This window comes from Blastochloris tepida (assembly GCF_003966715.1).
Classification (GTDB): domain Bacteria; phylum Pseudomonadota; class Alphaproteobacteria; order Rhizobiales; family Xanthobacteraceae; genus Blastochloris; species Blastochloris tepida.
Map to the genome: position 1 here is coordinate 742506 of NZ_AP018907.1, position 25569 is coordinate 768074.

24 protein-coding genes are annotated in these 25569 nt (G+C 67.0%); 12 read left to right on the forward strand and 12 right to left on the reverse strand.

Features of this window, described 5'->3' with window-relative positions:
* Nucleotides 1-185 precede the first annotated feature (185 nt).
* From BLTE_RS03325 to BLTE_RS03335, 3 genes are all read left to right on the forward strand, one after another.
* On the forward strand, nt 186-1106 hold the full coding sequence (locus tag BLTE_RS03325) for a tellurite resistance TerB family protein (RefSeq protein ID WP_126397611.1): 921 nt from the start codon (nt 186-188) through the stop codon (nt 1104-1106).
* A gap of 143 nt (nt 1107-1249) precedes the next feature.
* The gene (locus tag BLTE_RS03330) at nt 1250-1684 is read left to right on the forward strand and encodes a hypothetical protein (RefSeq protein ID WP_126397613.1); all 435 of its coding nucleotides are present in this window, start codon (nt 1250-1252) and stop codon (nt 1682-1684) included.
* Between the two features lie 683 nt (nt 1685-2367).
* Nucleotides 2368-6060 (forward strand): cadherin domain-containing protein, encoded by a 3693-nt coding sequence (locus BLTE_RS03335; protein WP_126397615.1) that lies wholly within the window; start codon nt 2368-2370, stop codon nt 6058-6060.
* A gap of 188 nt (nt 6061-6248) precedes the next feature.
* On the opposite strand, the gene BLTE_RS03340 is transcribed toward BLTE_RS03335, so the two are convergent.
* The 7 genes from BLTE_RS03340 to BLTE_RS03370 all read right to left on the reverse strand — a co-directional run bounded on the left by BLTE_RS03340 (nt 6249) and on the right by BLTE_RS03370 (nt 13734).
* Nucleotides 6249-6536, reverse strand: a complete 288-nt coding sequence (locus tag BLTE_RS03340; RefSeq protein ID WP_126397617.1) for a hypothetical protein — start codon at nt 6534-6536, stop codon at nt 6249-6251.
* Nucleotides 6533-9076: a ferrous iron transport protein B gene (gene feoB, locus BLTE_RS03345; protein ID WP_126397619.1), complete on the reverse strand. Its 2544-nt coding sequence runs from the start codon at nt 9074-9076 to the stop codon at nt 6533-6535. The genes BLTE_RS03340 and feoB overlap by 4 nt, the downstream gene beginning before the upstream one ends.
* A gap of 45 nt (nt 9077-9121) precedes the next feature.
* Nucleotides 9122-9460 (reverse strand): FeoA family protein, encoded by a 339-nt coding sequence (locus BLTE_RS03350; protein ID WP_197723262.1) that lies wholly within the window; start codon nt 9458-9460, stop codon nt 9122-9124.
* A 123-nt stretch (nt 9461-9583) separates the two neighbouring features.
* Nucleotides 9584-10372, reverse strand: a complete 789-nt coding sequence (locus BLTE_RS03355; protein ID WP_197723263.1) for a DUF4198 domain-containing protein — start codon at nt 10370-10372, stop codon at nt 9584-9586.
* 155 nt (nt 10373-10527) lie between these two features.
* Entirely contained in the window at nt 10528-10854 is a 327-nt protein-coding gene (locus BLTE_RS03360; RefSeq protein ID WP_197723264.1) for a hypothetical protein, read from the reverse strand.
* 876 nt (nt 10855-11730) lie between these two features.
* The gene (locus BLTE_RS03365) at nt 11731-12357 is read right to left on the reverse strand and encodes a class I SAM-dependent methyltransferase (RefSeq protein WP_126397621.1); all 627 of its coding nucleotides are present in this window, start codon (nt 12355-12357) and stop codon (nt 11731-11733) included.
* Between the two features lie 54 nt (nt 12358-12411).
* Nucleotides 12412-13734, reverse strand: coding sequence for an ABC1 kinase family protein (locus tag BLTE_RS03370; protein ID WP_126397623.1), 1323 nt, complete (start codon nt 13732-13734; stop codon nt 12412-12414).
* Nucleotides 13735-14555: 821 nt separating this feature from the next.
* Between BLTE_RS03370 and BLTE_RS03375 the strand changes: the two genes are divergently transcribed.
* Complete coding sequence (locus tag BLTE_RS03375; RefSeq protein ID WP_126397625.1) at nt 14556-15638, forward strand: YeeE/YedE family protein; 1083 nt, start codon at nt 14556-14558, stop codon at nt 15636-15638.
* A gap of 67 nt (nt 15639-15705) precedes the next feature.
* Here the strand turns inward: BLTE_RS03375 and BLTE_RS03380 are convergent, their stop codons facing one another.
* Together BLTE_RS03380 and BLTE_RS03385 are read right to left on the reverse strand one after the other, a co-directional pair.
* The gene (locus BLTE_RS03380) at nt 15706-16095 is read right to left on the reverse strand and encodes an ArsR/SmtB family transcription factor (protein ID WP_126397627.1); all 390 of its coding nucleotides are present in this window, start codon (nt 16093-16095) and stop codon (nt 15706-15708) included.
* Nucleotides 16095-16427 carry a thioredoxin family protein gene (locus BLTE_RS03385; RefSeq protein ID WP_244600093.1) on the reverse strand — a complete coding sequence of 111 codons (333 nt, stop codon included), beginning with the start codon at nt 16425-16427 and terminating at the stop codon, nt 16095-16097. Before BLTE_RS03385 ends, BLTE_RS03380 begins: the two co-directional genes overlap by 1 nt.
* A 131-nt stretch (nt 16428-16558) precedes the next feature.
* On the opposite strand from BLTE_RS03385, the gene BLTE_RS03390 reads away from it, so the two are divergent.
* Nucleotides 16559-17296, forward strand: a complete 738-nt coding sequence (locus BLTE_RS03390; RefSeq protein ID WP_126397629.1) for a cytochrome c biogenesis CcdA family protein — start codon at nt 16559-16561, stop codon at nt 17294-17296.
* 3 nt (nt 17297-17299) lie between these two features.
* Here the strand turns inward: BLTE_RS03390 and BLTE_RS03395 are convergent, their stop codons facing one another.
* Nucleotides 17300-17983 carry a hypothetical protein gene (locus tag BLTE_RS03395; protein WP_126397631.1) on the reverse strand — a complete coding sequence of 228 codons (684 nt, stop codon included), beginning with the start codon at nt 17981-17983 and terminating at the stop codon, nt 17300-17302.
* Between the two features lie 15 nt (nt 17984-17998).
* Between BLTE_RS03395 and BLTE_RS03400 the strand changes: the two genes are divergently transcribed.
* Nucleotides 17999-18559: a thioredoxin family protein gene (locus BLTE_RS03400; protein ID WP_126397633.1), complete on the forward strand. Its 561-nt coding sequence runs from the start codon at nt 17999-18001 to the stop codon at nt 18557-18559.
* Nucleotides 18560-18669: 110 nt separating this feature from the next.
* On the opposite strand, the gene soxX is transcribed toward BLTE_RS03400, so the two are convergent.
* Nucleotides 18670-19284, reverse strand: coding sequence for a sulfur oxidation c-type cytochrome SoxX (gene soxX, locus BLTE_RS03405; RefSeq protein ID WP_126397635.1), 615 nt, complete (start codon nt 19282-19284; stop codon nt 18670-18672).
* A 10-nt stretch (nt 19285-19294) separates the two neighbouring features.
* Nucleotides 19295-20140 carry a sulfur oxidation c-type cytochrome SoxA gene (soxA, locus tag BLTE_RS03410; RefSeq protein ID WP_126397637.1) on the reverse strand — a complete coding sequence of 282 codons (846 nt, stop codon included), beginning with the start codon at nt 20138-20140 and terminating at the stop codon, nt 19295-19297.
* Between the two features lie 383 nt (nt 20141-20523).
* Between soxA and soxY the strand changes: the two genes are divergently transcribed.
* From soxY to BLTE_RS03440, 6 genes are all read left to right on the forward strand, one after another.
* Entirely contained in the window at nt 20524-20973 is a 450-nt protein-coding gene (gene soxY / locus BLTE_RS03415; protein ID WP_126402026.1) for a thiosulfate oxidation carrier protein SoxY, read from the forward strand.
* Nucleotides 20974-20998: 25 nt separating this feature from the next.
* Nucleotides 20999-21334, forward strand: a complete 336-nt coding sequence (gene soxZ, locus BLTE_RS03420; protein ID WP_126397639.1) for a thiosulfate oxidation carrier complex protein SoxZ — start codon at nt 20999-21001, stop codon at nt 21332-21334.
* 137 nt (nt 21335-21471) lie between these two features.
* Nucleotides 21472-23163 (forward strand): thiosulfohydrolase SoxB, encoded by a 1692-nt coding sequence (gene soxB / locus BLTE_RS03425; RefSeq protein ID WP_126397641.1) that lies wholly within the window; start codon nt 21472-21474, stop codon nt 23161-23163.
* Between the two features lie 32 nt (nt 23164-23195).
* Complete coding sequence (gene soxC / locus BLTE_RS03430; RefSeq protein WP_126397643.1) at nt 23196-24476, forward strand: sulfite dehydrogenase; 1281 nt, start codon at nt 23196-23198, stop codon at nt 24474-24476.
* Nucleotides 24460-25194 carry a c-type cytochrome gene (locus BLTE_RS03435; RefSeq protein ID WP_126397645.1) on the forward strand — a complete coding sequence of 245 codons (735 nt, stop codon included), beginning with the start codon at nt 24460-24462 and terminating at the stop codon, nt 25192-25194. Before soxC ends, BLTE_RS03435 begins: the two co-directional genes overlap by 17 nt.
* Nucleotides 25191-25511, forward strand: coding sequence for a c-type cytochrome (locus BLTE_RS03440; protein ID WP_244600094.1), 321 nt, complete (start codon nt 25191-25193; stop codon nt 25509-25511). Before BLTE_RS03435 ends, BLTE_RS03440 begins: the two co-directional genes overlap by 4 nt.
* Nucleotides 25512-25569 lie beyond the last annotated feature (58 nt).

The window sequence follows — 25569 nt, forward strand, 5'->3', positions numbered from 1 at the left end:
GCCCACCGCCGGTGGATCGGCGCAGATTGACGGCATCGATGGTTCTGCGGTGCGCGAGGCCGGAAACCGGATCGCGTCTGTGGTGTTGTCCCACGCGCGGCGAAGCGGCATTCCGTGCGCAGCAGGTGCGCTGAGGGCACGTTCGCGGCGGGGCCGTATCAGCTTTCCCAAGGGAGATTGCGATCATGGACTCGAAAAAGGTGCTCGATGCGATCCTGGGCGGCGGCGCGCCGCGGGGGGCAGGCGGCGGGCTCGGCGAGATGCTCGGGCAGGCGGCGAGCGAGGTCCAGGCGGGCATGCGCGAAGGTGCGGCCGGCAAGCCGATCGGCTCGGGCAGCTTTGCCGCGATCATCGGGCAGGTGCTCGGCACGGCGGCCTCCGGCCTGCAGAAGGCCGCCCAGGACGTCGATGCCCGCACCGGGATCGGCGACAAGGCCAGCCAGACGCTCAAGGAGGCGACGGGCTCGAATGCCGGCGATCTCTGGGCCAAGGCGCGCGATCTGGTCGGACAGAATCAGACGGCGGCCGGCGCGACGCTCGGCGGGCTCGCCGCGCTCCTGCTCGGCACCCGGGCCGGGCGCGACATCGCCGCCGGCACCGCGAAGCTCGGCGGCCTCGCGATGATCGGCGGCCTTGCCTACAAGGCGTGGCAGAATTATCAGGCCGGCAAGCCGATCATCGATATGGGTGCGGGCGTCGAGCCGCCGCCCGAAAGGAGCGCCTTCGGCGAGACCGCCGATGCAGCCGCCGACCAGCAGACCGCGCTCTTGATCGTGCGCGCGATGATCGCCGCGGCCGCAGCGGACGGCGTGGTCGATCAGGCCGAGCGTCAATCCATTGTCGGCGGGCTTTCCCGGGCGGGACTTGGGGCGGCCGAGACCAGCTTCCTGGAGGGCGAGTTCGCCAAGCCGCTGACGGCCGATGCGCTGGTCGTGCAGGTTCCGTCGCCGGAGGTTGCGGCGCAGGTCTATACGGCCGCCCGCCTCGCCATCAATCCCGACAACGCGGCCGAGACGGGCTTTCTCGCCCGTCTCGCCACCGGCCTGAAGCTCGATCCGAGGCTGGTCTCCCAGCTCGACGCCGCGGCGGCCGGGGTGCAATCCTAACAGACGCGGCCTTGCATCCCGCGCGGGGACCCGCCCGTTCATGATGCCACCTGGAGCATGCGATCGAGGAGCATGCGATCGGGCGCATCGGCGTGCTACGCTCCAGGTCGCGAATATGGGGGGCAGTCTTGCAGCGCGCGGCCTTGTTGCTTCTTGCCGCGATGGCGTGCGGTTTCGGCCGGGCCGAAGCCGCATCCGTCGGGGCGTGCGAACATCTCGACCGGATCAGCTTTCTTGCCGAGGGGCCGCGCGCCTTCTCCAACGGCAAGATTCGGGTGGCACTGGTCGATACCGATGGCGAGCCGGTCTCCGGCAGCGTCCATGTGCTGGTGTTCATCCCGGAGGAATCCATCGGCACCCGGTGCTTCGCGATCAGCCGGACCTCGGCAAGCGACGGGGGCAGCGCGCTGGGATTCTACGAGGTCGCCTGGGCGCGGCTGAAGGCCTCCTACGATGCCGAGCGGGGCCTGCTGATCGTGCTGCCCTACAGCCTCTATGACGGCAGCGGCGGACGACCCGCCGGAGACCTGCGGATTCGAATCGATCTGCGCGGCGAGGGATCGGTGCGGCTGGAGTGATACGGTTTCCGGGCTTGATCACCCGGACCGGCCAGCGGCCCAGGAAACGGCATCGACGGCAGGCGAGGGGGCTCCCTGGTGGATGAAGTCCGACGCTTGGTAACCCACGCGTCGGATTTCATCCACAGAATCAATAGTTTGTGGTCCGACCCTGACATTTGCGGATGCAAATGTCAGGGTCGGACCACTGGTCCCTATTCACAACCGCATTCACAGCCGAGTGCCGGCCCGCCGCGACAGTTTCTGCGGCTGCAAGCCGATGAACCGCCAGTGTCCTGGCTGCGCTCCGTTTCTGCGCCACGCATCCCTGTTTCTCAAAAGAATTCAAGAGTCGGACGGCTGTGCAGCAAATTCGTGCGCGGGCGAAAGCTTTGCCTTGAGCGCGGCGTGGTCAGCAAAGGTCGATGGCTGTTGATATAGGTTAATAGTTTCCTGACGCGGGTCAGGGAAACGGATTGGACAAGGCCGAAGGGCGATGCCTGAATAATAATAGATGTCAGGCGCTGGCTGCGCATCTTCTTGCGTGTGTCAAATTCAGCGTGTCAGGCATCTTCGGCGTTCCGGGCGCCATGCTCAACTTCCCGAAGGTGAGTACCGGTCGACCGACATCTCAATAGTCAAGACAAAGTTTCAGAAGCACCATCGCATCGCGCGGCCGCGCAAGGATTTCGAGGAGAACGGTTATGGCAGTCGTGGTCGGCAACATCACGCTCGATGGACTCCTGGGCGAGTGGACGGCGACCGATCGGATCGACGGCACCGCACCGGTGGACGGCTACGAGACCTATGGCAGGACGAGCGGCGACAGCTATGTGTTCGCGATCAAGGCGCCAGCCGGCACCACGATCGGCGCCAACACCACGATGTGGCTCAACACCGACCAGAACAGCAGCACCGGCTACAAGATCTGGGGCTGGGCCAATGGCGTCGAATACAAGGTGGAATTTGAGACGAGTGGGCTGAAGCTCTATGCGGTCGCCCCCACCGCCGACGCTAACGGCAACCCCGTTGTCACCCTCGTCCGGAGCCTGGACTACGCGCTGAGCGCGGACGGCACCACCATCGAATTCGCAGTTCCCAAGACGGCGATCGGCAGCCCCGCCGGTCTCAGTGCGCTGATCGACATCAACAACGACGCCTTCTTGCCGGGTGTCTACAACACGGCCTACACCGTCACCGACACCAGCGGTCTGCCGGCGCGTACCGATTTCACCAAGAAGGTGGCCATCGTCTATTCCGACACGACCGCCGCTCATTATTTTGGGCTGACCGACGTCAACCTCGCCGAGACCGCCTACACCCAGCTCTTCATGGCGGCGCAGAACCAGGCGGCGATGGCCGGCGTGCCGTTCGACGTGCTCACCGAGGCCGACCTCAAGGATCTCTCGAAGCTGGTCAATTACGACGCGATCGTGTTTCCGTCGTTCGAGTTCGTCAAGGCGGCCGACGTCGCGGCGATCGAGAGCAACCTGACCCTGCTGGCGAAGAACTACAATACGAGCTTCATCACCGCCGGCAACTTCATGACCAACAGCGAGACCGGTGCGGCGCTGGCGGACTCCTATGCGCGGATGAAGGCGCTGTTCGATGTCCAGCTCAAGGCGTCCGGCTGGAGCGGCTCGAGCGGCGTCACCGTCAATTCGGTGGGCAGCGGATTTGACGGCGTCGGCGGCTACACCGCCGGCGAGACGATCAACGCCTATTCGAACAGTGCCGGCGTCGGCTGGCTTGCCTTCGATGACTTCACCGCCGGCACCACGCCGCTCACGGTGATCGCCACCCAGACGGTGAGCGGTACGGGCGGCGGCACCTACAATGCCGTTGTCGCCAGCAGCATCAATGGCGACCGCAACGTCCTGTTCTCGACGACCTCGGTGATGGGCGACAACAATCAACTGTCGCAGGCCATCTCGTACGCCGTCAACGGCGCGACCGGACCGACGGTCGGCCTGCAGATGAGCCGACAGAGCTCGATCGTGGCCTCGCGCACCGACATGGACCAGTCGCAATACATCGACGAGGTTCATCCCGATGACGGCAGCGCCGGCATCTATGACAAGATGCTGCCGATCCTCCAGTCGTGGAAGACGGCGTACAATTTCGTCGGCTCCTATTACATCAATATCGGCGACAATCAGTCGGCGGGCGAGTGGACCAACCCCGCCTACTCGCTGCCCTACTACCAGCAGCTTCTCGCGCTCGGCAACGAGATCGGCAGCCACTCCTACACCCATCTCGTCAACCTGAACCCGGCCGAGAACACCAACATCCTGACGACGGGCACCGGCCCCGGGACGTTCGACTACGAGTTCCGCGCCTCGCGCGACTACATCGCGAACCTGTTGGGGCTGGACAAGTTCAGCATTGGCGCGGCGGTTCCCGGCGCGGGCGAAACGCGGGCGACGGCCGAGCAGATCATCCAGTACTACGATTACCTCACGGGCGGCTATTCGAGCTACGGCGCGGGCTATCCCGGCGCGTTCGGCTATCTCTCCGCCCAGGACGCCAGTGCCGGCAAGGTCTATCTCGCGCCCAACATGAAGTTCGACTTCACGCTGATCGGGTGGGAGAAGATCGGCGCGGCGGCAGCGCTGGCCGAGTGGAAGAAGGAGTTCGACGCGCTGTCGAAGCACGCCGAACTGCCGGTCATTCTCTGGCCCTGGCACGATTATGGAGTGACGGCGACGGAGTCGGGCGGCTACACGACGCAGATGTTCACGGACTTCATTGCCTATGCCTACGGCAACGGGGCAGAGTTCGTGACGCTCGCCGACCTCGCCGACCGCATCAAGAATTTCGAGCAGTCGTCCATCAATTATTCGGTCTCGGGCAGCACCGTCACCGCGACGGTGACGTCGGCGGATGCCGGCAAGTTTGCGCTCGATCTCGACAATCTCGGCACGCAGGTGATCAAGAGCGTCACCGGCTGGTACGCGTACGACAGCGACAGCGTGTTCACGCCGAAGCTGAACGGTGCTGCGGCAACCTACACCATCACCTTGGGCGCTGCGGCCGATGACGTCACCCACATCACGGCGTTGCCGATGCGCGCCGAACTGCTCTCGGTGTCGGGCGACGGCACCAACCTGTCATTTTCGCTGATCGGCGAAGGCCAGATGGTCATCGATCTCGGCAATTCGGCCGGCCGGACGGTCTCGGTGTCGGGGGCCAGGATCGTCAGCCAGGTCGGCGACATCCTGACGCTGGATGTTGGCGCCAACGGGCAGCACGACGTCACGGTCACCCAATCGGCGCCGGGGGTCAATGTCGCTCCGGTCATCACATCTGCTGCCGCCGTCTCGTTTGCCGAGAACGGAACGGGCGCCGTGCTCGCCGTCACCGCCACCGATGCCGTCACCCAGACGTTGACCTATGCGATCTCGGGCGACGACGCCGCGCTGTTCACCATCGATGCAGCGACCGGCATTCTCCGGTTCAACGCGGCGCCCGACTTCGAGACCCCGCAGGACGCGGACCACAACAACGTCTATGGCGTCACGGTCTCGGTCTCGGACAACGCCACGCCGGCGCTGAGCGCCACGCAGGCGCTGTCGATCTCCGTCACCGATGTCGCGGGCACCACCTACACCGGGACGTCCAGCGCCAACACCTTCAACGGTACGCCGGAAAGCGACACCATCAGCGGCAATGGTGGCAACGATACGCTCTATGGCAACGCCGGTGACGATACGATCAATGGTGGGGCCGGCAGCGACAAGATGTATGGCGGCCTTGGCAATGACACCTACACCGTCGACAGCACCGGCGATCTGGTGAGCGAGGTCGGCGGCGGCGGAACCGACACCGTGAAATCGTCGGTGACGCTCAGCCTGTCGGACGCCACCCGCGTCCAGGGTGACGTCGAGAACCTGACGCTCACCGGTTCGAACACCATCAACGGCACGGGCAATGCGCTGGCCAATGTGATCACCGGCAACAGTGCCGCCAATGTGCTGACCGGTCTCGATGGTGCGGACACGCTGAATGGCGGCGGCGGCCGCGACAGGCTGATCGGCGGCGCCGGAAACGACACTCTCACCGGTGGCGGGGGCGTCGACGCCTTCGTGTTCCAGGTGCCAGCCGAGGGTGTCGATACGATCACCGACTTCGTGTCGCGGACCGACTATTTCGAGATTTCGGCCTCGGGTTTCGGTGGCGGGCTGGCGGCCGGGACATCGGTGACCCTGAAGACGGTGGCCGACGTGGCCGCAGCCTCCAACACCGGCACCAAGGGTTACTTCATCTACGACAATTCCGGTGCGAATGCCGGAACGGTCTATTGGGATCCGACCGGCGGCTCGGGCAGCGATGCCATCGCCTTCGCCAAGATCGCCGCCGGCAGCGCCCTGGTTCCCGCGGACTTCCACGTCGTGTGATCGGGAAAGGCGGGCGGTCCTGCACACGAGGCCTGGGCCATCGGACCGGAGCCTCGTGGAAAGTCATACCGGCGGCCGCGAAGGTGGTCCGGTGGTTCCGGTCGCGGATTTTCGCGAAATCTTTGAGTTCCGAAAAGAAAACCCGCGAGGGTCAACGGCCCCCGCGTCAGCGTCTGGGGCCGTTCGTATCAGGCGTCGCGACGCTCGGTGTTGTCCGGCGCGGTGACGAAAATTGGTGCGGTGCAGGCTTTCGCATCGGGGGCCGTACTCTGTGAGCCGCAGCCGCAGCCCGAGGCGCACTCGGCGCAGCCGGGCTTCTTCCGCTTTCCGAGGAACCCGTAGGAGCGCGCCAGGTAGAGCAGGGCGGCCGCGGCGATCGCCACCGCGATGACGGCTTCCCAGGGACCGGCGGCGGCCTCGCCGCTCAGATTGACCGCGGGCACGGGCGGCGTTGCGAGAGTGGTCGCTGTCGTCATGACGGGATCTCCCTGGTCGTGGCCGGTGACGGAGCGGAACGCGCGGCGCGCCATGCCTCGCGCGGCGAACGATAGAGCCCGACGATCACGAACAGCGCAAGCGCGCTGCCATAGACCACCGAGATCGTCGTCAGCCCGTCGAGCGCAAAGGCCGTACCGATCAGCTGCACGGTGCCCGCCACCATCAGCCCGAGCACGGTGGGGAAGGCGATGGCGAACAGCATCCAGCGGGTCGAGGCGGTCTGCAGGCGCACCATGATCATGGTGGCGAGGCATGGCGGGTAGAGCGCGAAGAACAGCATCAGCGAGACGGCGGTGAGCGCGGTGTAGTTCGTCTGTCCCTGCGCCTCCATCCGGTCTTCGAGGCGCCTGGCCTCGCCGTCATCGGAGCCGAACAGCACGCCGAGGGTCGCCACGCTGCTTTCGCGCGCGGCGAACGAGCTGAGCAGCGCGACATTGATGCGCCAGTCGAAACCGGCGAACCGCGTCACCGGCTCCAGCGCCTGACCGATGCGGCCGAGGATGCTGACGGTGAGGCGCTCCTCCTTCATCTCGCGGCGCAGGGTCTTGCGCTCGTCGGCGAGCGTCTTGAGTGCGGACGCCGCCTTGCGCGCGTTGGGGTCTGCGCTGCGCAGCAGGAAGGGCACGAACTCCGGGTGGCGGCTGGAATAGGCGGCGTCGAGCGCATCGCTGGCGCTCTTGCCGCCGGCATTGAGCTTCTCGGCGCGATAGGCCGTGAAGACATTGATGAGGTCGATCAGCCGCTCCTGGCTTGCCACCGCGGCGGCGTGGGGATTGCCGGCCATCCTGTCGTGGAACTCGGCGATCGCCGCCTCGGCGCGTCCCTGGAAATAGGCGATGCGGTCGGCCGAAAGATCGGGATACTGCAGCAGCACGTAGATGACGGCGGCGACCGCCACGACGATGGTGCCGACCTTCTTGACATAGAGCCACGTGCGGTCGATGGCGCGGCGCAGCACGCCGGTCAGCGTCGGCAGGTGGTAGTGCGGCAGCTCCATTACGAACGGCGCGGTTTCCATCTTGCGCAGCACGGTGACGGTGAGCAGCTTCGCCACCAGCAGCGCCACCACCACGGTGATGGTGGAGAGGTAGAACAGCACGAGTCCCTTGTGATCGGGGAAAAACATGGAGATCAACAGGGTGTAGAGTGGCACCTTGGCCAGGCAGTTCATGAACGGCACGGTGAGGATGGTGGCAAGGCGCGCCCGCAGATCGGGAATCGCCTTGGTCGCCATCACCCCCGGCACGGCGCAGCCGCCGGCGAACACGCCGGCCAGCACCATCGGCAGCGTCGACTGGCCGTGCAGGCCGAAGCGCTTGAGGATACGGTCGAGGATGAAGGCGATGCGCGCCATGTAGCCGCTGTCTTCCAGGATCGCGATCAGCGAGAACAGGATGAGGAAGATCGGCACGTAATTGAGCAGGGTGTTGACGGAATCGACCATCCACAGCCCGAACGCGCGCACGAACGGGTCGTTGAGAAAGCCCGCGGCCGGCAGCACGCTCGAGGCCCAGTTGCGGAAGCTGGCCAGCAGCGGCCAGGTGACCTTGGTCAGCTCGTAGCCCTGCACGATGGAGAGCTGGTAGACGAGCCAGATGGTCGCCAGCAGGAACAGCGGCGCCAGCCAGCGATTCAGCAGCACGCGGTCGATTCGCTCGGAGATCGGCAGGCCCTGCCGCCGGTCCTGCACGGAGGCCTGTATGGTGTCCAGCGCATGGCGCAGGCGGCAGGCGATGATGTGGTCGGAGGCGCTGGTGCCGGCGCTGGCCTCGAATGTCTCGCGCGCCTGCCGTGCGGCCGCGGCGACCGCCTCGCGCTCCCCGGCGGGCCCAACCAGCAGCGTTTCCGCCTCGCTGCCGCCGTCGAGCAAAGCGAGCGCCAGCCAGCGCGGCGAGATGGCGGCGGGCCGTACCGACGTTCCGGCAAGGCGGTGCTCGATGTCGGCGACGGCGTCCTCAAGCGCGCCGTAATCGACGATGTTCGGCGAACGGACGTGGGCGCAGTCCGCCGTCTGGCGGATGGCCGCGCGCAGCTCGGGAATGCCGACGCCGCGCCGGCCGACGGAGGCGATGACCGGAACGCCGAGCCGCGCACCAAGCGCGTCGGGGTCGACATTGAGACCCAGCCGCCCGGCGACGTCGATCATGTTGACGACTGCGACGACCGGCACGCCCATCTCGATGAGCTGGAACGTCAGCGGCAGGCTGCGCTCGAGCGTCGAAGCATCGATGACGTTGACGATGACGTCCGGCTTGTCGCGCAGCAGAAAATCCCGCGCCACCCGCTCCTCAAGCGAGAACGAGGTGAGGCTGTAGGTGCCGGGCAGGTCGACCACCTCGACCTTGAGGTCGCCGTCGACATAGACGCCACTCTTCTTCTCCACCGTCACGCCGGGATAGTTGGCGATGTGCTGGCGCGCGCCGGTGAGCGCGTTGAACAGCGTCGATTTTCCGGCGTTCTGCTGGCCGGCCAGAGCGACCTTGAGCCGCGACCGCGGAGAGGAAGTCAGATTCGGCATGACACGTCCGGAAACGGGGGAGATGGTGATCTGAGGCGGTGCGTCTCACGAGTCCGAGCCGACCAGCACCTCGATGCGGTTGGCCTCGACCCGGCGCAGCGTCATGAATGTGTTGTGGACGCGGATCTCGATGGGATCGCGCAGCGGCGCGTTGCGGATCACCTCGACATGGACGCTGGGGACGATCCCCATGTCGAGCAGGCGCCGCCGCACCGCGCCGCCGCCGTGCAGGGCCACCACGCGGCAGGTTGCGCCGGGATGAAGATGGTCGAGGCGCGGCGCCGGCACGTCATCGCCCGGCCACGCGCCGGACGAGGCAGCGACGGGCACGGTCCCCAACGCGGTCTCGGTTATGGGGATGTCGGTCATGGGGATGTCGGTCATTGGCAGCCGTCCTTTGTCCGGGGAATGATCAGCCCCGGCGGCGCGGCCGGGTGCCGGGCTGCCGGGGACGGGGCTGCTGTGCCGCTGGCGAGCGTTCGCCAGCAGCACGATGCGCAAGGCTCGTCACTTGAAGTCGAAGGCGCGGACCCAGATCACCGCATCCTGGCTCAGTTCCTTGCCCTCGAATTCCTTGGCCGGGCCGGTGCCGAGCGCGGCGAAGCCCCAGAAGCCGGCGCGCGGCACGCCGAAGGAGAACACGCCATTGGCGTCGGTCTTCACCACGATGGCGCCGCCTTCCGGCGCCTTGGCGGTCACCTTGCCCGGCTTGTTGGTCTTCATGTCCGGCGGCGCGGCCATGTACTCGACCTCGATCTCGGCGTCGGCCACCGGCTTGCCTTCCGACAGCACGACACCGGAGAAGGTCGAACCGGCCAGCACATTGGTGGGCTTCACCAGCGGCACGATCTCGGTCGGCAGGCCGACCGGCTTGTCCCAGCCGTCGGGAATGCCGCCCTTGTTGATGAACGACTTGGTGATCTGCTGGATGTAGGAGCCTTCGCTCTTCTCGAAGTAGGGCTTGGGCGTCAGCGCGACGATGTAGTCGCCGTTGCGCTTGATATCGAGGACGGTCTCGAACGCCTTGGCCTCGTTGTCGGCGCCGCGGAAGGTGATCGGCTTCAGCTTCGGCTTCAGGTCGGTCTTCTCACCCTTGAACACCAGCACCAGCGCCTCGGGATCGCCCATGTCCATGACGTGGCCGTTCTCCAAGGGATGCCAGAAGATGAACTTCATCGGCACGGCGGCCGGCTTCTCCAGGTTCACTTCCGGCGTGTAGGCGAGCTGGAAATGAGCCTGGGCGGCCGAAGCGGCCGCGAACAGCATGCCGGCTGCGAGAACGGTGGACTTCATCATGGTGGATTCCCTCGGTAACAGGCGCAGACCTTGAGCCGACATGCGGCCCAGGGCTGCTCGTCAGGTGATCCGCCGAAACGCGTGTGGCAGATCGTGCAGATGTTCGGCCTTCCGGCGCAGGACCGGCTCCCGCCTTAGCGGGAATGCCGGCAGCGTCAGTGGATGTCGGAGCCTTTGATGTTGATCTGGTGGCCCTCGCCGGCATCGAAGCGAACGGAAAAGTCCTCGCCGGGCTTGTTGAAGGTGAACTCGCTGTTCTTGTTCATCGCACCTTCGACCAGCACATTGCCCTGCTTGCCGGTAACCACGACCTTGACACCGGATGCCGAGGCGCCGTCGGAGAACCCGCCCTCGCACAGGATGGTGCCGTCCTTGTTGTCGTAGCAGGAGCACAGCGCGGTGTGCGCCGCCGCCGGTGTGACTGCCAGGGTGGCGCCAGCAATGAAGCCGATCGCCAAAGTCGTCATCATGTGGTTCTTCATCTCAGCCCCCGTTGAATTGCGTAAGTAACTGCGTCGCTGCGAGCTATTTCTCAGTGCAGCGCCAAGAAGCCGTCACGACAGATGTCGGAAATGGAGTGCTTCTCGATGAGATCTGCTTCGGTTCCCTAAACAGGAATGATATGCAGAAGCAGTAGCGATGCGGGGAGGGGGAGTCAAGGTATTGACAGAAAATGGAAATATTCTAATTCCAGTCTTGCCATGGAGCGGATGCCGGCAGGTTTGGCGCCGCCAAGTGCCGCAAAGTCTGGCGAAGTAACGATGGCCTGTGGGCGAATACCTCCGCCGGCCGGGTTGCCTTGACGCGAAATCCGGCCGCGCCGGCCGGACTCTCATGGTCCGGCCGCGGACATATCCATTGCGGGTCAGGGCTGTTCGGCGATCGGAAGGCGATCTTCGGCTTGATCAGCCGGAGTTCGTCTCAGTTTGCTACCGAAGGATCCAACCCGCCGGCGATGAAAGCGCCTTGCCGCCGTGCGCCGGTGAGCTCTGCGTACCCCCCACCGCCGACCCCTTCCCACCATTCACTGCGTTCATGGGGGGAGGGGAGAAATAGGGGGAGGGGAGAAGAGGCGCTCCTTTTCTCCCCTCCCCCCGCGAGCTTCGCGAGCGGTGGGGAGGGGGCGGGGGTGGGGGGCTCTTCGGTACGGACCGGGTAGAGTCCTGACAGTTCAGACCGGGCAGATGGTCGACAGGTCACGGTGCATTGGAGGGAGGACCTTCGATGCCATTTTTGGAGACCTGTCGGATGGAGCAGCGGATCCGGTGGGGCGGGGTCGGCCCGGGCACGTTCTGTTCAGCACTCGTCCGGCGCGGCCTCCTGCGCAAGGTCGACTAGCGCGTCTTGCCGAGTCTGCGTCAGGCCCGCGCGGGCCTGCGGGCGACGATGTAGGGGCCGTTGGGGTTTGTGCCGAAGACGCGCTCGTCGACGATCTCGAAGCCGGCGTCGCGGATAGCCTGGCGCAGCGCGATTTTGGTCAGCGCCCTGGCGGCGGGAAACAGGCCGATCAGGCGCAGGGCCAGGAACAGGCTGCGCAGCTTGAGTCCCATGTCGGCGAAGCACCAGGTCTTGCTGATCAGCAGGCCGCCGGGCTTCAGATTGGCGTGGATGCGCGCGAGCGTGCCGGGCAGGTCGCCCACCAGATGCAGCACCTGGAAGGCGCAGATCGCGTCGAAGGGCCCGCCGTCGAAGGCGCTCCCGGCATCGGCGAGGACGAAGCGCAGGTTTGCCGGCGCGGGCTTGGCGCGGGCGATGCGCAGCATCTCCGGCGAGAAGTCGGTCGCGGTCCACTCCGCCGCGTGCGGCGCAAGGCGGATCGCGGTCGAGCCGGTGCCGCAGCCGATCTCCAGCACCCGGTCGGTGGGGCTGAGGCGGCCGGCGGCGTCGGCCAGCATCGCCTCATAGGCCGTGGGGTCCTTGATCGGCCGCGCCGCGTAGCGGTCGGCGATCCTGTCCCAGAACCTGACGTGTCTCGTCGTGGCCATCACCGGTCGCTCCCGCTTCCGGCACCCTGGAGGGATCGACCGGAAGCCGCATGATCACAGATGCTTCTCGATCTGGGCGCGCAGATTGACCTGCGCCCGCATCCGCGTGGCAAGCAGGTAGATTCCGCCGAACTTGCGCTGCAGGAAGAACGTGTCCATCGGCGGGATGCGCACGTGCCTGTGATCCTCGGCCATGGCGATGCCCGCCTCGCGCATCCGCATCGCCAGATCCGTGGCGCCAAAGTCGAAGGGGCCGTCGTAGCGCAGCGGTTCGAGCGACATCTCGAACGTCTCGAGCATGGCCTGCTCCAGGCGCGCGGGCGTGTCCTCGCACAGGAAGCCGATCTCGGTGGCGGCGGCGCGGATGCCGTCGCGGTCGCCCGCGAGCCCTGCGCGCACGAGGCGGCGGAACTGGTCGGCGAAATCGTCGGGGAAGGCGCGGGTGGCGCCGAAGTCGAGCAGGATCACCTGCCCGGTGCCGGGCACGAAGCGGTAGTTGGCGAAGTTCGGATCCGTCTGCATCAGGCGGAACTCGAAAAGCTCGCGGAACAGCAGCTCGATCAGCAGCGTCATCACCCGGTTGCGCTCGGCCTGCGACTCGGCGGCGAGGTCGTCGATCGGCCGGCCCTCGACATAGCTCATCGCCAGCACGGTCTGCGTCGTCAGGTCGGGGTGCAGCTCGGGCACACGGAATTCCGGCCGGTCGGCGAGCAGCGCGCCGAATTGCGACAGGCAGCGGCCCTCGCGCTCGTAATCCGCTTCCTCGTGCAACTGCCGCTTGGCTTCGGCCAGCATCGGCGTGATGTCCACGTGCCGCGGCAGCATCCCGGCGACGCGGATCAGCGAGGCGACGTTGTCGACGTCGGAATCGATGCTGCGGCGGACGCCGGGGTATTGCACCTTGATCGCCAGATCGCGGCCGTCCTTGCTCTGCGCCCGGTGAACCTGACCGATCGAGGCCGCGGCGATGGGGCGGATGTCGAACTTCTCGAACCGGCCCCGCCAGTCGGGGCCCCAGGCCTGGGCCAGCACCCGCTTCAATTGCGGCCACGGCATGTGGTGCGCGTCGGCGCGCAGGCGGGCGAAGATCTGCGCCAATTCCGGCGGCAGCACATCGCCCGCATCCATCGACATCAACTGGCCGACCTTCATTGCCGCGCCGCGCATTTGCGCCAGCTTGTCGGCCACCTTCATCGCATTGGCGGGGGTGAGCAGCAGGTCGCCCATCCGCGGTCGCTCGCCGCGCGCCAGCTGCCGCGCCGCCTCGGTGGCGACGTTGCCGGCGATGGAGGAGGCGAGCCCGCCCAGCTTGGCCATCCGCGACAGGCGCGACGTGGGGACGGGCAGAGCCTTGGTAACGATCTTGCTGTGGGGCATCGGGGGTCCTTCGAGGCGGGCAGACTGGAGATATGGGGGCGAGGCAAGGCCGGCAACAGTCCCTGGCGCCCGCAGATGTCGCTGCCGTCGCCGCGGAGGGGGGGCCGCGGGCTGGCCGGGGCTGCGTGTCCTATGCGCGCAGAATGGTTGCCGGATCTACGGCCGATTGAAGACGATCGATCCGAAGATCAGGGATGAGGGTGTGAAGGCCGATCGACTCGTAATCCCGATCACGATACCGGCGGGTTCCGTTCGGAAGACCGCCCGAGCGTCAGACGGCTGTCACGGCGGCGAAAGGTCAGCCCGTCGCTTGGAGCAATATCCGATCTGATTGGATCAAGCGGACTCTCCAAGTTCTTAAGTTGTCGCATTTTCTTTCGCGCAACCGGTATCCACTTGGCCGGGAAATGCTCCAATCCTTGTTGGCCGGCGCCTGGTACCAGCTCTCCATCTCCTCTGTCGTGTTTTCAGCCGGGGGCTGCAGGAATTGGTGAAGACCGGGGATGTTTTCATCGCAGCGCCTTCTTCACCGGCGGCCTTCGCTCGATGGGTCTGAAAATGTGCTGGAAAGGGTCGTAGTCGATCGATCGGCGATGTGCGGTGACTTTGTCACAGTGGCGGCCTGTCATCCGGTTTCCGGTTGATCCCGCAACCCGCGTCAAGGCCCGCTTTCGACCCGCACCCGTGTTTCAGGCCGCGCCGAGGCTCAACGAAACGCCCCGGCTCGTGGCGCCAAGCGCTTCAGCCGGCGCGCATGACGTGGGATCACGAGCTTGCCCGTTGTGCCGGTGTGGTATGATCATCCCCGAACAGGGGGATGCATGGATCTGACCGCTGCGATCGATCGGTTGGGAGAGGGCGGGCTGCTCGCACTCGGTGGGCTCGTCATCGGCGCCATGTTCGGCTTTGTGGCGCAACGCAGCCGGTTCTGCCTGCGCGCGGCGGCGATCGAGTTCTGGCACGGCCACGTCGACCGCAAGGTCGCGGTCTGGCTGATGGCGTTTGCAACCGCGGTGGTATGGACGCAGGCGCTGATCCTGTCCGGCGCGCTGGATGTGTCGGAGGCGCGCCAGCTTGCCCAGCGCGGCAGCCTGTCGGGCGCGGCCATCGGCGGGTTGTGCTTCGGCGCCGGCATGATCATGACGCGCGGGTGCGCCAGCCGGCTGCTGGTGCTGTCGGCCACCGGCAATCTGCGCGCGCTGCTGTCCGGTCTGGTGATGGCGGTCGCCGCGCAGTCGGCGATGCGCGGCGCACTGGCGCCGCTGCGCGAGGCGATCACCGGCTGGTGGACCATCGACGGCGCGGGCGCGCGCGATCTGCTGGTCGTGCTCGGGCTCGACCACCGCCATGCGCTGGCCTTCGGGCTCGTCTGGTGCGGCGCAGCCTACGCCTACGCCCTGCGCAGCCGGCTGCCGTGGGGCATGTGGTTCACGGCCTCGGGCGTGGGCGGCGCGGTCGCGCTCGGCTGGCTGTTCACCTATCTGGTGTCGCAGGCCAGCTTCGCGCCGGTGCGCCTGACCAGCATCACCTTCACCGGCCCGTCCGCCGACACGCTGATGTTCGTGCTCGACCAGACACGCATGATGTGGAACTTCGACATCGGGCTGGTGCCGGGGGTGTTCCTCGGCTCGCTCGCCGCAGCCCTGCTGTTCCGCGAATTCGAGCTGGTCGGCTTCCGCGACGGCCAGAGCATGCGCCGCTACATCGCAGGCGCGGTGCTGATGGGCTTCGGCGGCATGCTGGCCGGCGGTTGTGCGGTCGGCGCCGGCGTCTCGGGCGGCGCCATCTTCGCGGTGACCGCCTGGGTGACGCTGATCGCGATCTGGGCTGCGGCCGGCATCACCGACCGGCTGCTCGACGCCGACGAGGCCCCGGTGGTGGCGAGCCCGCGCCCGGCCGAGTAGCCGGTCGAGGTTGCGAGCTTTCGCATTCTCTTTCGCAAGACTGGCTCCCGTATTTGCGGAGAATGCCTTAGATCCCCGGATCGTCGATCTGCGGCGCGGGCGCCGGGCGGCAGAACGCTCCGTGCAGAGCGAGGATGATGTCGCGCACCTCCTCGCGGGCCAGCGAATAATGGATGTGGGTCCCCATCCGTCGCGCCTGGACGAGGTGATCGGCCTTGAGACGGGCGAGCTGCTGCGACACTGCCGGCTGACGCTGATCCAGAATCTCGGCAAGCTCGCTCACCGATTTGTCGCCCTCGGCCAGCAGGCACAGGATGACGAGGCGGGATTCGTGCGACAGCGCTTTCAGAAGCTCGCTGGCATCGCGCGCGTGCGACAGCAGTTCGGCGATGTCGACGTTCCGCCGGGCGACGAGGAGGCGGCTCACGCGTGAGGGCGCAGCGAGGGGGCCGGACATCACGGCACCGATTCGAGCAGTTGGCCGAGGCGGCTCCAGAAGAACTCGTCGCCGGGAAAGCCCTCGATGCGGCCGATCTCGGTGCCGCCCTCGACCAGTATGAAGGTCGGCGTGTAGCGCACCGGCCGCTTCAGCGCGAAGGCCGCGAGATCGGTGCTGCGGAACTCCACCTGGCGCAGCGGCGCGCGGCGGCCTTCCGGTGTCTTGCCATAGGCCGGGCGCACCTGCTCGTCGAACGCGCGGCAATAGGGGCAGCCGGTGTCGTGGACATAGAGCAGCTCGGCCGCCCGCGCCGAACCGATCGCGCCCGCGAGCAGAAGCGCGGCGCACACAAGCAGAGCACGCCGCGTGTGCGGCGCAGCGAAGAGTGGGGATCGACGGATGGGCCAAGTCATCGCAATATCTGAATTCATGCAAGATTAGCCGATGTGACGCGCGGGCGCTACGGCGGGGGAGGGCTTCAATGTCGCTGGACGTGAACCTGGCGGCGGCGTTCGCCGCGGGCCTGCTGTCCTTTCTGTCGCCCTGCATCCTGCCGCTCGTACCACCCTATCTCACATGGCTTGCCGGGGCCTCGCTCGCCGAGATGACGGCGGAGGCGCCGCCGGCCGGCACGGCGCGGCGCGCTGTGATCCGTGCGCTTGCCTTCGTGCTCGGATTCTCGGCGGTGTTCGTGGCGCTGGGGGCGAGCGCATCGGTCATTGGCCAGGTCCTGCTCGATCATGTGGCGATCCTGTCCCGGGTCGCGGGTGTGGTGATCGTGGTGTTCGGACTTCATTTCGTCGGCGTGTTTCGCATTCCGCTGCTCTATCGCGAGGCGCGGTTCGCCACCAACGCCAAGCCGGTGGGGCTGTTCGGCGCCTTCGTGCTCGGCCTCGCCTTCGCGTTCGGCTGGACGCCCTGCGTCGGGCCGGTGCTGGCCTCGATCCTGATGATCGCCGGCGCCGAGGATACGGCGGCGCGCGGCGCGCTGCTGCTTGGCGGCTATGCGCTCGGCATCGGCGTGCTGTTCCTTGCCGCCGCCGCGTTCGTGCGGCCGTTCCTGGGCTTCCTCGCGCGCTTCCGCCGGCACCTCGGCGCGATCGAGAAGGTGGTCGGCGTGCTGCTGATCGTCACCGGCGTTCTGATCTTCACGCGCACCATGGCCGATGTCGGCGGCTGGCTGCTCGACCTCGTGCCGGCGCTCGGGCGGATCGGCTGAACCCTATCCGAAGCGCAGCATCAGCAGCCGGTCATACGCCTTCAGCTCGATCAGCAGACGATACAGCAGCTCGCCGTCGCCGGCCTCGACCGCACCCGGAATCCGCGCCAGCGAGGCGAGGGCGCTGTCGACCGAGCGGCGGAAGTCGGGGTCGGTCGAGACGGCCGGGGCCGCCTCGGCGTTGCAGCGTTTCAGTGCTGCCGCGGTGGCCGCGGCGGCGTCGCGCGTGGCGGGGCCGGGCGGCGCATTGCGATATGAATCGAGCGCGGTGAAGGCGCGGCTCGCGGCGCGGATACAGTCGGCGAACAGCGGCTGGCCGGCGTCCTGCCGCCGCTTCGCCAGCTCGTCGGCGATGCCGGCAATGAGCGCGCTTGCACGGGCGAGGTCGCCGGCATCGAGGGCGCGCAGCGCCTCACGCGCTTCGCCGGCCACTGGATCCGTCCCGGCCGCTGCCTCGAGGCGCTCGAGCGCCAGCGCCGCGAGATCGACATTCTCGGTGCGGATATGGTCGGCCGCCGTTCGCAGCGCGGCGAGCACCGGCGGAGCAGTGGCGATTCCGATGCCAGCGGTCTCGGCGATCGCCGCGCGCTGCGGTGAGAACGCGAGCAGCGCACACAGCGCGAAGGCCGCGGCAATCCGATGGTTGCGGGGCCGGCGCGTGCACTCTACCTTCCATGCCATCGTCACGAGGAGCCCCCACCCATGCTCTCGCGCCGCGCCGTTCTCGCCGCCTCGCTGCTGCCGTTCGCCGGCACGCTCCGTGCCGAACCGCTCGTCACCGAGGACGGTCTGCTCACGCAGGACTGGTTCCTGCACAGCCTGCTGGAACTGAGCGACGACCTCGCCGCCGCGACGGCAGCCGGCAAGCGCTTCGCCATCATGTGGGAGCTGCGCGGCTGTCCCTATTGCCGCGAGACCCACGTCAAGAACTTCGGCGATCCGGCGATCGCCGAGTTCGTGCGAACGCGCTTCGATGTGCTGCAGCTCAACGTCACCGGCCAGCGCGAGGTGGTCGATTTCGACGGCGCCAAGCTGACCGAGAAAGCGCTGGCCGAGAAGTACGGCGTGCGCTACACGCCGACCTTCCAGTTCTTTCCGCAAAGCGCCGAGGGCCTCGCCGGCAAGAAGCCGCGCGAGCGCGAGGTGGCGCGCGCCCAGGGCTATCTCGAGCCGCCGCAGTTCCTCGCGCTGTTCCGGTTCGTCGCCGACAAGGCCTACGAGACCGGCCCCCTGCGCGAGTATCTGCGCACGCAGGGGCTCTAGAGCATCCGCCGATCTGGCTGGATCGAGCGAATGCTCTGCGTTTCTGTCTTGTCGCATTTTCTGTCGCAAAGCCGGGTCCCACTTTTGCGGAAAATGCTCCAGACCGCGCTTCACTTGTTCACCGGCGAATCCGGGTCGAGCAGGAACGCCACGGCGTCGGTGATCTGCTGGACGGTGAGGAAGCCGTTGTGGCCGAACCGCGGCATGGTCGAGCAGGCGAGCGCGCTCTGGGCGTTGTAGATGCGCTCAAAGACCTCCTTCTGTGCCGCCTCGCTCGTGCCCTTCAGCTTGCCGTAGCCGAGGAGACTCGGGCCGAGCGTGCCGTAGCTGATCTCGGTCGGCGCGAGCTGATGGCAGGCGTAGCAATTGCCGCCATTGGCGCGCTTGGGATCGTCGCCCATGCGGCCGCCGAAGCCGGACAGCGCCGAGGCCTCGCCCTTCTTCCAATCGCCGAGGAATTTGCCATCGGCCGGGTAGGCGATGTTCTTCTTCTCGCGCGCCAGGATCGCCGCAGCGACCTCGGGCGGTGGGGCGTTATGGTACTGCGAGCACAGGCGCATCGTCTCGTCCTGCTCGACACGGGCCTGAAGGTCGGGCGGCAGGTTGCGCCAAGCCTCGGCGACCGCGCGCTCGACACGGGCGGGGTCGATGGCGTCGGCGGCGTGGGCGGTGACGACAGGGGCGAAGGCTGCGGCACAGAGCGCCGCGAGAATGGTCCGGATCATCGCAGGCTCCTCAACGCTTGATCGACGGCACTTCGATCTTGCCGCCCTCGGCCTTCTTGGTCAGGTACGCGGTGAGCGCGATCGTCACGTCGGAGGTGTAGCCGACGTCCGGCATGCGCATCTGCCAGTAGCAGTCCCAAAGCCGGTGCTGCATGGTGCGCAGCGAGGCCTGCGACACGCGATAGGTCGGCCACGAGCCCATCGTGGCCTGGGCGTCCCTGGGCGTGTCGAAATGCGGCAGCTTCTGCAGGCGAATGCGCTGGCCCTCCTGGCCGTGGCAGGTCTGGCAGGAGAAGTCGTTGACGCTGGCGCGGCGGAAGAACAGCGCCTCGCCGAGCGCCACCATCTCGCGCTCCTTGGGGTGCTCCATCTTGGCGGCATAGACGTGCCCGTTGGAGCGGTTGGCGACGAAGGCGACGAGGGCTTCGATCTCGGTGGCCGGGTTGCCGCCGGAGCTGGCGAACGGCTTCTTGCGGATCGCCGTGGTATCGAAGCCCTGGATCGTCTCCATGCACCACAGGATGCGCGACTCGGCGTCCATCACCCTGTCGGTGTCGGCGAAGTAGCGCGGCATCTTGGCATAGGCGCCGTCGAGCTTGCCTGGCCCCTCGCCGAGATCGCAGGTCTCGAGCGAGGCGTTCTTCGTGCCGCGTGGCATCGACCACAACGCCTCGCCGGCATCGACCGCGAGATAGCCCGGGTTCGACATCGGGTCGGAGATCATCGCCCGGTATTTTTCGAGCGTCTTGTCGGCGTCGTCGCCGGGCGAACCCTGTGCCCGTGCGCTGCCGCAGTCCAGGAAGCCGCCCCCGATCGACAGGGCGACGGCGAGGGCCATCGTTGCCGTAGTCCGCATGCATCCTCCCGAGCGTGGCCGCGCCGGTTCGTGCCGGTTCGTGGTGCCGCAGCCATAACCGGGAGCATATATCCCAATATGCGAATGGAAAGATGGCGCGACTATTTGAAGCAGTTCAAGGAGAATATTCGTTCCCAATTTTGCGCTGCGAAAGAAATGTCCCGTCGAATTTCGGCGCTGCAGCATAAGGAAGTTCCAAATTCGTCTTTCGGCGCTATTGCCTAACCGCGACGGACCGGCTACGAAAATGCAAAAATACGAATGTTTCGGGGAAGACACGGTGTGACGACGGTGCGCTCGCGCCGCGCGTCCCTGGCGGGTGCCTGCGCCCGCCGCCAGAAGGGCCCGTGCCTCCGGCGAGACGGGAGGAGAACGCGATGACGATGTCGACGACCCGGCGCGGCGCGCTCGTGCTCGGTGGTGCGGTGATCGGCGGAGCCCTGCTGGGCATGCCGCGGCCGGCCGCCGCCAAGAATGATGCCGAGGATTTGATCAAGGCATTCACCGGTGGCGCATCGGTCGCCACGGGCAAGGTGAAGCTCGATCTGCCGGACATCGCCGAGAACGGCAACACCGTGCCGCTGGCATTCACGGTCGACAGCCCGATGACCGCCGACGCCCATGTGGTCGCGGTGCTGGTGGTTGCCGAAGGCAATCCGCGCGGCGGCGTGGCGACATTCCACTTCACGCCGGACTCGGGCGTCGCGGAAGCCTCGACCCGCATCCGCCTCGCCCAGACCCAGAACGTGGTCGCGATCGCCAAGATGAACGACGGCTCGTTCTTCTCGGACACGCGGCAGGTCAAGGTGACCATCGGCGGCTGCGGCGGCTGACCGGAACAGGACAGGGAGCGAACCAATGTCGACACCCGCACCGCGCCCGCGCATCCGCCTCGACAAGAAGGAAGCCAAGGCCGGCGACCTGATCGAGGTCAAGGCGCTCGTCGCCCACATCATGGAGTCCGGCCAGCGCCGCGACAAGGACGGCAACGTCATCCCGCGCAAGATCATCAACCGCTTCACCTGCGAGGTGAACGGCAAGCTGGTCTTCGCCTGCGACCTGGAGCCGGCAATCTCCGCCAATCCCTACATGCAGTTCAAGTTCAAGGCGAAGGAGTCGGGCAAGGTCGTGCTGACCTGGATCGACGACGACGGCTCGAAGATCGTCGGCGAGGAAACGCTGACCGTGAGCTGATGCGAGCCGCGGCCCAAGGGATTGCCCGAGGGATGATCCAAAGGGTTGATCCAAGCCGCGGCGACGCTCCACCGAACGACGAATTTGCGAACAAGGGTTCGCCACCCGTTGACGCGGGTGGACGGGAGGATGCGTGCATGGCGACACGACGGGAGTTCCTGCAGCTTGCGGCGGCGACCGCGGCCGTCAGCGGCGGCCTCGCAGCGCCCGGCGAGTGGTCGCGCGCCTTCGCGCAGCAGCGCCTGACGCAGAACGAACTCCTGGCCTTCGAGCCGCTCGGCAACGTCACGCTGGTCCATGTCACCGACATTCATGCGCAGCTGAAGCCGATCTTCTTTCGCGAGCCGACCGTCAATCTCGGCGTCGGCGCCGCGGCGGGCATTCCGCCGCACGTCACCGGTGCGGCGCTGCTTGAGGCGTTCGGGGTGCCGAAGGGCAGTGCGCTGGCGCACGCGCTCACCGACCAGGACTTCGAGGCGCTGGCCAAGGCCTATGGCCGGGTCGGCGGTCTCGACCGCATCGCCACCGTGGTTGCGGCGATCCGCGCCGAGCGGGGCAGCAACATGCTGCTGCTCGACGGCGGCGACACCTGGACGAACTCCTACACCTCGATGGCCACCAAGGGCCAGGACATGGTGGACTGCATGGCGCTGCTGAAGCCGGACGCCATGACCGCGCATTGGGAGTTCACGCTGGGCGAAGCGCGGGTGAAGGAGATCGTCGATCAGCTCGGCTATCCGTTCCTGTGCCAGAACGTGCGCGAGAGCGAGTTCCAGGACGAGGTATTCAAGGCGTCCGCCACCTTCGAGCGCGGCGGCGTCAAGGTCGCGGTGATCGGGCAGGCGCTTCCCTACACGCCGATCGCCAATCCGCGCTGGATGATCCCGAACTGGACGTTCGGCATCCGCGAGAAGGAGCTGCAGGCCGAGGTCGACAAGGTGCGCGCCGAGGGGGCGCAGCTCGTGGTGCTGCTGTCCCACAACGGCTTCGACGTCGACCGCAAGCTGGCAAGCCGCGTCACCGGCCTCGACGTCATCCTCACCGGGCACACCCACGATGCGCTGCCGGCGCCGATCAAGGTCGGCGAGACCCTGCTGATCGCCTCGGGCAGCCACGGCAAGTTCGTCTCGCGGCTCGACCTCGACGTGAAGGGCGGCAAGGTCGCAGGCTATCGCTACCGGCTGATCCCGGTGTTTGCCGATGCCATCTCACCCGACCCGACGATGGCGGCGGCGATCGCGCGCCTGCGCGCGCCGCACGAGGCGATGCTGGCGGAGGTGGTGGGGCGGACCGAGACGACGCTCTATCGCCGCGGCAATTTCAACGGCACGCTCGACGATGTGATCTGCGACGCGCTGCTTGCCGAGCGCGATGCCGAAATCGCGCTGTCGCCCGGCTTCCGCTGGGGAGCGAGCCTGCTGCCGGGGCAGGCGATCACCCGCGAGGATGTCTACAACGCCACCGCCATGTCGTATCCGGCCGCGTACCGCATGACGATGAGCGGCGCCCGGCTGAAGGAGGTGCTGGAGGATGTCGCCGACAACATCTTCAATCCCGACCCCTACCTTCAGCAGGGCGGCGACATGGTGCGCGTCGGCGGGCTCACCTATGCGATCGACGTGGCGAAGCCGATCGGCGCGCGCATCAACGATCTCCGTCTCACCCGCACCGGCGCCCCGCTCGATCCGAACAGGGATTATGTCGTCGCCGGCTGGGCGAGCGTGAACGAGGGAACCGAGGGCCCGCCGATCTGGGACGTGGTGTTCGCCCATCTCGCCCGCAACAAGACCGTCGCGCCGAATGGCGCCGGCAATGTCAGGGTTCTGTGAGGCTGGTTTCGAATCCCCGATCGGAGCGGCGCATGTCGAGTGAGAAGAACAAGAGCAACCAGGTTTCGCGACGCGGACTGCTCGGGACCGCGCTCGCCGCTGGCGGCGCGATCACGCTGCCGCGCGCTGCGGCCGCCGGGCCGGGAAACCCCGCGAACCAGCCGCCCAACGTGCCCGAGTGGAGCCGCATGCTCGGCGATGGCGTGGCGGTGCGCGCCTATGGCAAGCCCTCCAGGTACGAGGCCGGCGTCATCCGCCGCGATGTCGAGTGGCTCACCGCCTCGCGCGAGAGTTCGGTGTCGTTCACGCCGCTGCACGAGCTCGACGGCATCATCACGCCGAACGGCCTGTGCTTCGAGCGCCATCATGGCGGCATCGCCGAGGTCGACCCGGACGACTGGCGGTTGATCCTGCACGGCCTCGTCGACAAGCCGCTGGTGTTCACGCTCGACGACATCAAGCGCCTGCCGCGGACCAACCGGGTCTATTTCGCCGAATGCGCGGCGAATTCGGGCATGGAATGGCGCGGCGCGCAGCTCAATGGCTGCCAGTTCACGCACGGCATGATCCACAATGTGATGTACACCGGCGTGCCGCTGAAGATCCTGCTGGAGGAGGCCGGCCTCAAGCCGAATGCCAAGTGGCTTCTGATCGAGGGCGGCGACGCGGCGGTGATGACGCGTTCGCTGCCGCTCGCCAAGGCGCTCGACGACTGCCTGATCGCCTATCGCATGAATGGCGAGATGCTGCGCCCGGAGAACGGGTATCCCGTGCGCATCGTGGTGCCGGGCTGGGAAGCCAACATGTGGGTGAAGTGGCTCCGGCGCATCGAGGTCGGCGACCAGCCCTGGCACCACCGCGAGGAAACCTCGAAATACACCGACCTTTTGGAGAACGGCCGGGCGCGCCGCTTCACCTATGTGATGGATGCGAAGTCGGTGATCACCAGTCCGAGCCCGCAGGCGCCGCTCAAGCAGGGCAAGGGCTTCACGGTGCTGTCGGGCATCGCGTGGTCGGGGCGTGGCAAGATCGCGCGTGTCGACGTCTCGCTCGACGGCGGCCGCAACTGGCGCACAGCGCGGCTCGACGGGCCGGTGTTCGACAAGTCGATGGCCCGCTTCTATGCCGAGTTCGACTGGGACGGCCGCGAGATGTTCGTGCAGTCGCGGGCCATGGACGAGACCGGCTACGTCCAGCCGACCAAGGACGAGTTGCGGAAGGTGCGCGGCCTCAACTCGATCTACCACAACAACGGCATCCAGACGTGGCGGGTGCTGCCGAGCGGCGAGGTGGAAAATGTCGAGGTCGCGTGAGTTCGCCGCTGCGCTCGCGCTGCTCGCGCTCGCCGGGATCGGCGTCGCCAACGCGGAAAGCGCGCCGAAGCCGGGCGCCAAGCCGGCCGCCGTTGCGGCAGCCGCGGCGCCGGCCAAGGCGGCGCCGGTCCACTACGGCGTCGGGCGCGAAGCAAGACCGGAGGAGATCGCCGGCTGGGACATCGACATCCGCCCCGACGGGCAGGGCCTGCCGAAGGGCCGCGGCACGGCGCGCGCCGGCGAGGAGATCTTCGTCGCGAAATGTGCTGCGTGCCACGGCGAGTTCGGCGAGAGCACGGGCCGTTGGCCGGTCCTGGCCGGCGGCGCCGGCTCGCTGGCGGGCCACGATCCGGTCAAGACCATCGGCTCCTACTGGCCGTATGCTTCCACCGTGATCGACTACATTCGCCGTGCGATGCCGTTCGGTGATGCCCAATCGCTCACCAATGACGAGCTCTACGCCGTCACCGCCTATCTGCTGCTCCTCAACGACGTGATCACCGACCAGGACTTCGTGCTGTCGGAGGAGACGTTTCCGAAGGTCAGGCTGCCGAACGAGGCGAACTTCTTCGACGACGACCGCGAGGTGTCGGAGAAGGCGTTCTGGAAGAGGCAGCCGTGCATGAGCGCGTGCGCGCCGGGCGAGCCGAAGATCATCGGCCGCGCGCGGGCGATCGATGTCACGCCGGAAGAAGGCAAGGGGCCGCGGGTCGAATGAGGCTGGTCGGAGGCATCGGTGTTCTGGCGGTGCTCGCGACCCAGGTGGCCGCGGGGGAGGCCCTGCGCACCGGTGATCGCGAGCTCGGCGAATATCTGTCCTCGGAGTGCGTCACCTGCCATCAGCTCAGCGGCAGGTTCGACGGCATCCCTTCGATCGTCGGCTGGGAGCCGGAGACCTTCATCGCCATCCTCACCGAATATCGCGAGAAGCGGCGCGAGAATCCGGTGATGCGCTCGATCGCGGTCAAGTTCACGGATGAGGAGATCGCGGCGCTGGCCACCTATTTCGGCAGCCTCGTGCCGAAGACGGACTGACGGAACGACTGGCGACCGGCCGCAGAGCCGGCGCCCGGGAGCGGAAACCACTGGGACG

Excerpts from the sequence above, each read along its gene's own strand:
- BLTE_RS03325 (WP_126397611.1), top strand. The coding sequence starts at position 186 with ATGGACTCGAAAAAGGTGCTCGATGCGATCCTGGGCGGCGGCGCGCCG.
- BLTE_RS03335 (WP_126397615.1), top strand. The coding sequence starts at position 2,368 with ATGGCAGTCGTGGTCGGCAACATCACGCTCGATGGACTCCTGGGCGAG.
- BLTE_RS03340 (WP_126397617.1), bottom strand. The coding sequence starts at position 6,536 with ATGACGACAGCGACCACTCTCGCAACGCCGCCCGTGCCCGCGGTCAAT.
- feoB (WP_126397619.1), bottom strand. The coding sequence starts at position 9,076 with ATGCCGAATCTGACTTCCTCTCCGCGGTCGCGGCTCAAGGTCGCTCTG.
- BLTE_RS03350 (WP_197723262.1), bottom strand. The coding sequence starts at position 9,460 with ATGACCGACATCCCCATGACCGACATCCCCATAACCGAGACCGCGTTG.
- BLTE_RS03355 (WP_197723263.1), bottom strand. The coding sequence starts at position 10,372 with ATGATGAAGTCCACCGTTCTCGCAGCCGGCATGCTGTTCGCGGCCGCT.
- BLTE_RS03360 (WP_197723264.1), bottom strand. The coding sequence starts at position 10,854 with ATGAAGAACCACATGATGACGACTTTGGCGATCGGCTTCATTGCTGGC.
- BLTE_RS03365 (WP_126397621.1), bottom strand. The coding sequence starts at position 12,357 with ATGGCCACGACGAGACACGTCAGGTTCTGGGACAGGATCGCCGACCGC.
- BLTE_RS03370 (WP_126397623.1), bottom strand. The coding sequence starts at position 13,734 with ATGCCCCACAGCAAGATCGTTACCAAGGCTCTGCCCGTCCCCACGTCG.
- BLTE_RS03375 (WP_126397625.1), top strand. The coding sequence starts at position 14,556 with ATGGATCTGACCGCTGCGATCGATCGGTTGGGAGAGGGCGGGCTGCTC.
- BLTE_RS03380 (WP_126397627.1), bottom strand. The coding sequence starts at position 16,095 with ATGTCCGGCCCCCTCGCTGCGCCCTCACGCGTGAGCCGCCTCCTCGTC.
- BLTE_RS03390 (WP_126397629.1), top strand. The coding sequence starts at position 16,559 with ATGTCGCTGGACGTGAACCTGGCGGCGGCGTTCGCCGCGGGCCTGCTG.
- BLTE_RS03400 (WP_126397633.1), top strand. The coding sequence starts at position 17,999 with ATGCTCTCGCGCCGCGCCGTTCTCGCCGCCTCGCTGCTGCCGTTCGCC.
- soxX (WP_126397635.1), bottom strand. The coding sequence starts at position 19,284 with ATGATCCGGACCATTCTCGCGGCGCTCTGTGCCGCAGCCTTCGCCCCT.
- soxA (WP_126397637.1), bottom strand. The coding sequence starts at position 20,140 with ATGCGGACTACGGCAACGATGGCCCTCGCCGTCGCCCTGTCGATCGGG.
- soxY (WP_126402026.1), top strand. The coding sequence starts at position 20,524 with ATGTCGACGACCCGGCGCGGCGCGCTCGTGCTCGGTGGTGCGGTGATC.
- soxZ (WP_126397639.1), top strand. The coding sequence starts at position 20,999 with ATGTCGACACCCGCACCGCGCCCGCGCATCCGCCTCGACAAGAAGGAA.
- soxB (WP_126397641.1), top strand. The coding sequence starts at position 21,472 with ATGGCGACACGACGGGAGTTCCTGCAGCTTGCGGCGGCGACCGCGGCC.
- soxC (WP_126397643.1), top strand. The coding sequence starts at position 23,196 with ATGTCGAGTGAGAAGAACAAGAGCAACCAGGTTTCGCGACGCGGACTG.
- BLTE_RS03435 (WP_126397645.1), top strand. The coding sequence starts at position 24,460 with ATGTCGAGGTCGCGTGAGTTCGCCGCTGCGCTCGCGCTGCTCGCGCTC.
- BLTE_RS03440 (WP_244600094.1), top strand. The coding sequence starts at position 25,191 with ATGAGGCTGGTCGGAGGCATCGGTGTTCTGGCGGTGCTCGCGACCCAG.